Source organism: Streptomyces sp. NPDC050658 (assembly GCF_044457025.1).
In the GTDB taxonomy this organism is placed as follows: domain Bacteria; phylum Actinomycetota; class Actinomycetes; order Streptomycetales; family Streptomycetaceae; genus Streptomyces.
The window spans coordinates 323,392-332,115 of sequence record NZ_JBITGM010000007.1 but is presented as its reverse complement, the minus strand read 5'-3'; the positions used below and the strand labels follow the sequence as shown (position 1 = coordinate 332,115).

Below are 8,724 nucleotides of genomic sequence, written 5' to 3'. Positions count from 1 at the left end.
TGAGGAGAGAAGCGATGACCCGATCCCTAGTCGAGGACGTGTGGCCGCTGTCGCCACTGCAGGAAGGGCTGCTCTTCCACGCCGCCTTCGACGACCAGGGTCCGGACGTGTACACCGTGCAGTCCGCGCTCGACATCGACGGCCCCGTGGACCCGGCCCGGCTGCGGGCGTCGTGGGAGGCCCTGATCGCCCGGCACGCCGCGCTGCGCGCCTGCTTCCGGCAGGTGAGCGGGGCGCAGATGGTGCAGGTCATCGCCCGGGACGTGGTGCTGCCATGGCGTACGGAGAGCATCGCGGGGATGGCGGAGGCCGACCGCCCCGCCGCCCTCGCGCGCCTGGCGGAGAGCGAGCGCGCGGAGCCGTTCGACCTGGCGGTGGCGCCGCTGCTGCGGCTGCTCCTGATCCGCGTGGCCCCCGACCGGCACCGCCTGGTCGTCACGAGCCACCACATCCTGATGGACGGCTGGTCGGCGCCGATCCTGATCGGCGAGCTCTCGGCGATCTACGAAGCCGGGGGCGACACCTCCACGCTGGCCCGCACGACGTCGTACGGCGCATACCTGAAGTGGCTGTCCCGGCAGGACAAGGACGCCGCACGGGACGCCTGGCGCGCCGAGCTGGCCGGCACGGACGAACCGACGCTGGTGGCACCGGCCGTCCCCGACCGCCTCCCCGTCTTCCCCGAGAACGTGAGCGCGGAGCTCCCCGAGACGACAACCGCTCGCGTGACGGAGCTGGCCCGCGCCAACGGCCTGACGGTGAACACGGTCGTACAGGGCGCCTGGGCGCTGGTCCTCGCCCGCCTCGCCGGGCGCACGGACGTGGTGTTCGGCGCGACGGTCGCGGGCCGCCCGCCCGAACTGCCGGGCGTCGAATCGATGGTGGGGCTGCTCATCAACACGCTGCCGGTACGGGTCCGCCTCGACGGCGCGCGACCGTTCCTGGAGATGCTGCGCGAGCTGCAGGACCACCAGGCGGCGCTGATGGCCCACCAGCACCTGGGACTGCCCCAGATCCAGAAGGCCGCGGGCCCCGGAGCGGGATTCGACACCCTCCTGGTGTACGAGAGCTTCCCGCAGCCCCCGGTCCGGCCAGAGGCGCCTCCGACCGGCGACCGGCTCTCCCTGCTCCCGGCGGGATTCACCCGCGAGGCGGCCCACTACCCGCTGACCCTGGTCGTCGGCCCCGCCGACCGCACGCACCTGAAGCTGGAATACCGGCCGGACCTGTTCGAACGCCCCATGGCCCAGGCGGCACTTGAGTCCCTCGTACGGATCCTGGAGCGGGTCTGCGCGAATCCGGCAGAGCTGGTGGGACGCGCCCTCGGCGGCACTGCGGCCACGGCGGCTCGCGGGACGAAGACTCCGCTGCCGCGTGCGGTGGTGCCGGAGCTGATCGCCGGGCGGGTGGTGTCGTCGCCGGGAGCGGTGGCGGTCGCCGACTCCGAACAGGCCGTTTCGTACGGGGAGTTGTGGGCGGAGTCGGGTCGCTGGGCCCAGTGCCTGGCCGATGCGGGTGTGGGTCGCGGTGATCGCGTCGCGGTGGTGATGGAGAGGTCGCCGGACTTGGTGGCGGTGCTGCTGGGTATCTGGCGGGCCGGTGCTGCCTACGTGCCCGTAGACGTGGGCTGGCCGGTCGATCGGGTCGCGTACGTCGTCGAGGACGCGGGGCCGCGAGCCGTGGTGTGCACGGAGTCGACCCGGCGGGTACTGCCGGACGACGTGTCGCATGTCGTGTCGTCTGTCGTCGTCGTGGACGAGGTTCGGGCGGCCGTGGCCGAGCGGGGTGAGGATCATCCTGTGCGGCCGGTGGGTGCCGGTGATATGGCGTACGTGATGTACACCTCGGGCTCTACCGGCGTACCCAAGGGTGTTGCGGTGTCGCACGGGAGTGTGGCGGCGCTGGTGGGGGAGCGGGGCTGGCAGGTCGGTCCGGACGACGCCGTGCTGATGCACGCCCCGCACGCCTTCGACGTCTCGCTCTTCGAGCTGTGGGTGCCGTTGGCCGCCGGAGGCCGCGCAGTGATCGCCGACCCCGGTGTCGTCGATGCACGGCAGGTGCGCGAGCACGTCAAGGACGGTGTGACGTCGGTGCATGTGACGGCCGGTTCGTTCCGGGTGCTGGCGGAGGAGTCCGCGGATTGCTTTACCGGGTTACGTGAAGTCCTGACCGGCGGCGATGTGGTCCCGGCCGCCTCGGTCGCCCGGGTCCGCGCGGCCTGCCCGGACGTCGCCGTCCGGCACATGTACGGGCCCACCGAAACCACCCTCTGCGCGACCTGGCACCTCCTGGGCACGGGCGACGCTGTCCCCACCGCCCTGCCGATCGGCCGCCCCCTGCCCAACCGCCGGGCCCACGTCCTGGACGCCTTCCTCCAGCCGGTCCCGCCCGGCGTCACAGGCGAGCTCTACCTGGCCGGCGCGAGCCTGGCCCAGAGCTACTGGAACCACGCCGCCCTGACCGCCGAGCGCTTCGTGGCGAGCCCCTTCGCTCCCGGCGAGCGCATGTACCGCACCGGCGACCTCGTCCGCGCAACGCCCGACGGCGAGCTGCACTTCGTCGGACGCGCCGACGGGCAGGTCAAAGTCCGGGGATTCCGCGTCGAGCTGGGCGAGATCGAAGCCGCACTCGCCGCGCATCCCGCCGTCGCCCAAGCTGTCGTCGCCGCCCGCCGGGACGGGCCCGGAGAGCGGCGTCTCGTCGGTTACGTCGTACCCGAGGGGACCGACGGGATCGACCCCGAAGCCGTGCGCGCGTACGTCGCCCGGTCGCTGCCCGACTACATGGTCCCGGCGGCCGTGCTGGCCCTGGGCGCGCTGCCGCTCACCCGGAACGGGAAGGTGGACCGCAAGGCGCTGCCCGCGCCCGACCTCAGTGAGCGGGTCTCGGACCGCAAACCGCAGACGGCGGCCGAGGAGACGCTCTGCCGGCTCTTCGCCGAAGTACTGGAGCTGGAGCGGGTCGGGCCCGACGACAGCTTCTTCGACCTCGGCGGCGACTCCGGACTCGCCATGCGGCTCGCGGGGCGGATCCGCGAGGAGTTCCGGGCGGAGCTCGGCATCCGGCAGTTCTTCGGCTCGCCGACACCGGTGGGTGTCGCCCGGCTCCTTGCGACCAAGGCGCGGCCGGTCCTCGAACCGGCCGGGCAGCGGGACCAAGTGCCGGTCACCGCAGGGCAGTTCCGCACCTGGCTGATGTCCGGGATCGGCGACGGGGCGGCGCCGGACCGCATCCCGGTGGCGTTGCGGCTCGGCGGCGCGCTGGACGAGGCGGCGCTGTATGCCGCGCTCGGCGATGTCGCCGCGCGGCACGAGATCCTGCGGACCGCCTTCGAACAGGCGGGACGCGGGGGAGCCGTACGGCAGCGTGTCCTCGGCGAGGCCGACGCGCGTCCCACGCGGGCGGTGCTGCCGGCCACCGAGGCGGAGCTGCCGGGGCTTCTGGCCGAGCATGCCGGGCGGGAGTTCGACCTGGGGGGAGCGGCGCCGTGGCGGCAGGCCCTCTTCGCGCTGTCGGACACCGAGCATGTGCTGCTGCTCGTCGTGCACCGGATCGTCGCCGACGAGGCCTCCGTGGACGTACTCGTCCGTGATCTGGCCACCGCCTACGGCGCGCGCCGCGAGGGCAGGGTCCCCGAACGGGCCCCGCTGCCCCTGCAGTTCGCCGACTACGCGCTCTGGGAGCGGAAGCTGCTCGACGGGGAACGGGAACCCGACAGCCTGGTCAACGATCAGCTCGCGTACTGGAAGGACGCCCTCGCCGGCATCGACGCGGAACTCGACCTGCCGAAGGACCGGCCGCGGCCGTCCGTCGCGTCCCGTCGCGCCGGTGCCGTGCCGCTGCGGCTCGACGCCGACGTGCACGACCGGATCGCCGATCTCACCGAGGACGACGGCACCACGACGTTCATGGTGCTCCAGGCCGCGCTCGTCGTGCTGCTCGCCCGGCTCGGCGCGGGCGGCGACATCACGGTCGGCACCCGTGTACCACGCCGGGACGAGGCCGGGCTCGAGGCGTTGGCCGGGCCGTTCGCCGGGGCGCTCGCCCTGCGCACGGACGCATCCGGGGACCCCACGTTCCAGGAGCTGCTCGGGCGGGTGCGGGCCGCGAACCAGGAGGCCCGCGCACACCGGGACGTGCCGTTCGAGCGCCTCGTGGACGCCCTCGACGTGCCGGCCTCGCTGGCCCGGCACCCCGTGTTCCAGGTGCTCCTCGAGGTCGACGACACCGTCGACGAGCCCTGGGACCCGTGGGAGCTGCCCGGGCTGCGCACGGCCCGCGTCGACCTGGGCCCCCCGGCCACCGAGCAGGACCTGTGGTTCAGCCTCACCGAGCGGTACGCGTCGGACGGCGAGCCGGCCGGTGTCGACGGTCAACTCCTGTATGCCGTCGAGCTGTTCGACCGGCGGTCGGCCGAGGAGATCGCGCACCGTCTCGTCCGCGTCGTCGAGCAGGTGACCGCCGACCCGGGGCAGCGCCTGAGCGCGGTCGACATCCTGCTGGACGCGGACGAACACCGCCGGCTCACCGAGCGGGGGCGCGAGAATGCCCTTGTGCTCGACGAGCACCTGAGGCCGGTTCCCGTGGGCGTCACCGGCGACCTGTATCTGGTGGGGGCGGCACCGGCGAACACCGGCGAGCGGCTCGTCGCCTGCCCGTTCGGTGCGCCCGGCGAGCAGATGGTCCGCACGGGGGAGCGCGCGAAGCGGACCCGGGAGGGCCTCGTCGTCGTACAGACGCCGGAGCGGGACCGTGAGCGTGAGCGGCGCGAGCGGAAGAGGGAGCGCCGCATGGGCGGGAGCCGCGGCGATTACGGCGTCCTGCTGCCCCTGCGCCCGGAAGGCACCCTCCCGCCCCTCTTCTGCGTCCACCCCGGCATGGGCCTGAGCTGGGGTTATGCGGCGCTGCTCCCGTACCTCCCGCAGGACAGGCCCGTTTACGGCGTGCAGGCGCGCGGGCTCGCCCGGCCGGAGCCGCTGCCGGGCAGCATCGAGGAGATGGCCGCCGACTACGCGGACGAGATCCGCACCGTCCAGCCCGCCGGCCCCTACCACCTCCTGGGCTGGTCGATCGGCGGCACGATCGCCCAGGCCGTCGCCGCCCGCCTCGCGGAACTCGGCGAGGAGGTCGCGCTCCTGGCTCTGCTCGACGCCTATCCCGGCAGCGGCGCCGCCAAGTCGCGGTACCTGGACGCGGCGGGCGGACCGGGCGCGGAGAGCGACGGATACGCCGCGCTGTGGCAGGAACAGGGTGCCCTGGCCGAGCTGTACCGATCCTCCGGGATGAGTGAACAGGCCCTGTCGAACCTGGAGTCGGTGCTGCGCAACATGTCGGGGTTCGCCCCGGACCACACGCCCCGCACCTTCGCCGGAGACCTGCTGCTCTTCGTCGCGACCGCCGAGCAGTCCGCCCGGCAGTCGGCTGCCGACGCCGCGGCGAGCTGGCGGCCGTACATCGAGGGCGTCATCGAACCGCACGAGATTCCCGTCGGCCATCACGACATGCTCCGGCCCGAACCCGTGGCGCGGATCGCCCGCGTGATCGCCGGGAAACTCGGCGGAGCGACGACCGGAAAGAACCCCGAAGCGAATCTCGAAGCGAATCCCGAAGCGAACACCGCAGCGAACACCGGAACCGGAAAGGAATGACCGATGACCAATCCGTTCGACAACGAGGACGGCACCTTCCTGGTGCTTGTCAACGACGAGGGCCAGCACTCCCTCTGGCCCGCCTTCGCGGAGATTCCGGAGGGCTGGACCACCGCGCATCCCGAGGGCACCCGCAAGGAATGCCTCGACTTCATCGAGAAGAACTGGACGGACATGCGCCCCAAGAGCCTCATCGCCGAGATGAACTCGGTGAAATGAGGCGTTGAACATGGACACCGAATCGCTGGTGACCGTGGCGATCGGGGACGTGGCCGTCATCGTCATCGTGTCGCGGCTCCTCGGCGCCGCCGCCCGGCGATGCGGCCAGCCGGTCGTCATCGGGCAGATCGTCGCGGGTATCGCGCTCGGTCCGACACTGCTCGGCCGGCTGCCCGGTGACCCCACCGCGCGGCTCTTCCCGGACGAGGTCCTGCCGTTCCTGACCGTGCTGTCCCAGATCGCCATCGTGATCTTCATGTTCGTGGTGGGGTACGAGATCGACGGACGGCAGCTGCGGCAGGGCGGCAGAGCCACGGCAGCGGTGGCGCTGTGCGCGTTCCTGGTCCCCGCGGGGCTCGGCGCGGGCGCGGCGGGGGTGTTCGACGGGGCGTTCTCCGCCGTGCAGCCCCACCAGGCGGACGGGCGCGCCTTCGTGCTCTTCATGGCGGTGGCGACCTCCGTCACGGCGCTGCCCGTGCTGGCCGCGATCGTCCGTGAGCGAGGGCTCGCGGGCACTCCCGCCGGCACGGTGGCGACCACCGCGGCCGGGCTGATGGACGTGGTGGCCTGGCTGGTCCTCGCCGCCGCGCTCACCGGCACCGGGCACGCCACCGGGCTGTCCTGGCCCGTCACACTGCTCCTGATCGCCCTGTTCACGGCCGCGATGTTCCTGCTCGTGCGGCCCCTCCTGACCCGCTGGCTCGACCGGTCGCAGGTCCTGCGGTCCAACCAGCTGACCCTCGCGCTCGGTCTCGCCCTGGGCAGCGCCTGGGTGACCGCCGAACTCGGCCTGCACCCCGTGTTCGGCGGACTCCTCGCGGGCATCACGATGCCCCGCAGGAACGGCGTACCGGACGCGGACGTGCTGCGCCCCATGGAACAGACCGCCGATCTGCTGCTCCCGCTGTTCTTCGTGACGACGGGCCTCTCCTTCAACATCGGCTCGCTGGACGGGAACGGCGGCGCCCTGCTCGCGCTGATCCTCGCCGTCGCGACGCTGGGCAAGCTCGGACCGGCGTACGCGGCGTCACGGATCAGCGGGCTGGACCCCCACCAGTCCGCCGTGGTCGCCGCCCTGGTGAATACGCGCGGACTGACCGAACTGATCGTCCTGAACGTCGCGTTGGACGCCGAAATCATCGGCCCGCAGCTCTTCACCGTCCTCGTTCTCATGGCATTGGTCACCACTTTTATGACGGGACCCTTGCTGTCACTCCTCACGCGCGGGCGCCGTATGGACACGCTTGACGCCCGGGCGGGGCGAATTCAGACTCGATTGAGCAATACGGCTTCCGGACCGGAGAATTGACATTTCCCGGCCGGGAGGAAAGGGGAGGAGTGATGACCTTGCCGAATTCCGAGGAATTCGACGTGGTGGTCGTCGGCGGAGGTCCCGCCGGATCGACACTGGCCGCTCTCGTGGCCATGCAGGGGCGGCGGGTGCTCGTCCTGGAGAAGGAATTCTTTCCCCGTCACCAGATAGGGGAGTCGCTGCTGCCGTCCACCGTGCACGGCGTGTGCCGGCTGACCGGTGTGGCGGACGAGCTCGCGAAGGCCGGCTTCCCGCGCAAGCGGGGCGGCACGTTCCGGTGGGGGGCGAGCCCCGACCCGTGGACGTTCTCCTTCTCGGTCTCCCCGAGGATGAGCGGACCGACGTCGTTCGCCTACCAGGTGGAGCGGTCCAAGTTCGACGACATCCTCCTCAAGCACGCCCGCAAGGTCGGCGCCGAGGTGCGTGAGGGCTGCGCGGTCCTCGACGTCATCGCCGACGACGAACGGGTACGGGGCGTGCGGTACACCGACGAGACCGGCGCGGAGCGCAGCGCGCTCGCCTCCTTCGTCGTGGACGCGTCGGGCAACAAGAGCCGCGTGTACCAGCACGTCGGCGGCAGGCGCGAGTACTCGGAGTTCTTCCGCAGCCTCGCCCTGTTCGGCTACTTCGAGGGCGGCAAGCGGCTGCCGGAACCGAACTCCGGGAACATCCTGTCGGTGGCGTTCCCCAGCGGCTGGTTCTGGTACATCCCGCTCAGCTCCACCCTGACCAGCGTCGGCGCCGTCGTACGCCGTGAGATGGCCGACAAGATCCGCGGCGACCAGGAGAAGGCGCTGATGGCGCTCGTCGACGAGTGCCCCCTGATCGGGGAGTACCTCGCCGACGCCAAGCGGGTCACCACGGGGCAGTACGGTCGGCTGCGGGTCCGCAAGGACTACTCGTACCACCAGACGACGTTCTCCCGGCCCGGCCTCGTCCTGATCGGCGACGCGGCGTGCTTCGTCGACCCGGTCTTCTCCTCCGGGGTCCACCTGGCGACCTACAGCGCGCTGCTGGCGGCGCGCTCCATCAACAGCGTGCTGTCCGGGACCGTCGACGAGGAGCGTGCGCTCGGCGAGTTCGAGGCGCGCTACCGCCGCGAATACGGCGTGTTCTACGAATTCCTGCTCTCCTTCTACGAGATGCACCACGACGAGAACTCCTACTTCTGGCAGGCCAAGAAGGTCACCAGGACCAACCGGCCCGAACTCCAGTCGTTCGTCGAGCTGATCGGCGGCGTCTCCTCCGGCGAGCGCGTCCTGACGGACGCCGACGTCCTCGCCAAACGCTTCACGTCCGACTCCGCGGAGTTCGCCGCCGCCGTCGATGAACTCGCCGGCAGCGAGGACGGCAGCATGGTGCCGCTGTTCAAGTCGTCCGTGGTGCGCGAAGTCATGCAGGAGGGCGGCCAGGTCCAGATGCGCGCCCTGCTCGGCGAGGACGCCGAGACGGAGGCACCGCTGTTCAGCGGCGGTCTGGTGCCGTCGGCCGACGGCATGTCCTGGCAACCGGCCGCCGTCGAGGGCGAGTAGAAGGAGGTCCGCG

At 71.7% G+C, this 8,724-nt stretch carries 4 protein-coding genes; all 4 read left to right on the top strand.

All coding sequences use genetic code 11. From position 1 onward, the window contains the following. Positions 1-14: 14 nt before the first annotated feature. Genes ACIBKX_RS25480 through ACIBKX_RS25465 form a run of 4 tightly spaced genes read left to right on the top strand, consistent with a single transcriptional unit; the run spans position 15 to position 8,711 of the window. Positions 15-5,648 (top strand): amino acid adenylation domain-containing protein, encoded by a 5,634-nt coding sequence (locus ACIBKX_RS25480; protein ID WP_363273216.1) that lies wholly within the window; start codon positions 15-17, stop codon positions 5,646-5,648. Between the two features lie 3 nt (positions 5,649-5,651). Further along, entirely contained in the window at positions 5,652-5,867 is a 216-nt protein-coding gene (locus ACIBKX_RS25475) for an MbtH family protein (RefSeq protein ID WP_363273215.1), read from the top strand. Positions 5,868-5,877: 10 nt separating this feature from the next. Next, positions 5,878-7,176, top strand: coding sequence for a cation:proton antiporter (locus ACIBKX_RS25470; RefSeq protein WP_363273214.1), 1,299 nt, complete (start codon positions 5,878-5,880; stop codon positions 7,174-7,176). Positions 7,177-7,208: 32 nt separating this feature from the next. After that, a complete protein-coding gene (locus tag ACIBKX_RS25465) occupies positions 7,209-8,711 on the top strand; it encodes a tryptophan 7-halogenase (RefSeq protein WP_363273213.1) in 1,503 nt (500 codons plus the stop codon). Positions 8,712-8,724: the final 13 nt, after the last annotated feature.